Origin of the sequence: Corallococcus praedator (genome assembly GCF_003612125.1) — a bacterium.
GTDB lineage: Bacteria > Myxococcota > Myxococcia > Myxococcales > Myxococcaceae > Corallococcus > Corallococcus praedator.
Map to the genome: position 1 here is coordinate 1 of NZ_RAWI01001034.1, position 445 is coordinate 445.

Annotated in this window: 1 protein-coding gene; it reads left to right on the top strand. The window is 54.4% G+C overall.

Going from position 1 to position 445, the window contains the following annotated elements; all coding sequences use genetic code 11:
• Positions 1–207 precede the first annotated feature (207 nt).
• On the top strand, positions 208–445 hold a 238-nt coding region (locus D7Y13_RS47035), incomplete at its 3' end, for a hypothetical protein (protein ID WP_147452717.1).

Here is a 445-nt window from a genome sequence, read left to right on the forward strand (position 1 = left end):
CCTCGGCGTTTACGTGTCACGGGTACTTCGTCGGCCATGCTCGTCCGCTTCTTTTAAAATTTAAAAGCATATAAAACTAATTTTTCAGTATTGGACGATCTATCTGTCATTTCCTGATACTGGCGATGTTAGCGCTAACAAAGATGGTTTGTCTGCTACTCGCTACCGCGAATGCCCGGACCCGTTTAGTTGTAATCAAAGGCGTCAGTGCCCGAGGCACTGTCGGATCAGGGCATATTTCAGGCAGGCACGCAGATGCACACAACACGTGGGGATGGCGTCAAACACACACGGCTGGCGCAGGCCATCAATCAGGCTCATACGGCGCGGGGGCGTCGTTGTGGCTGGTTGCTGATGGGGCTGACGGCGTTGCCGATGGTTCCGGTCATGGCGGCTGAAACCGTCGAGCAGGCGAGTGATACACCGACACTGGAATCGGTCACCG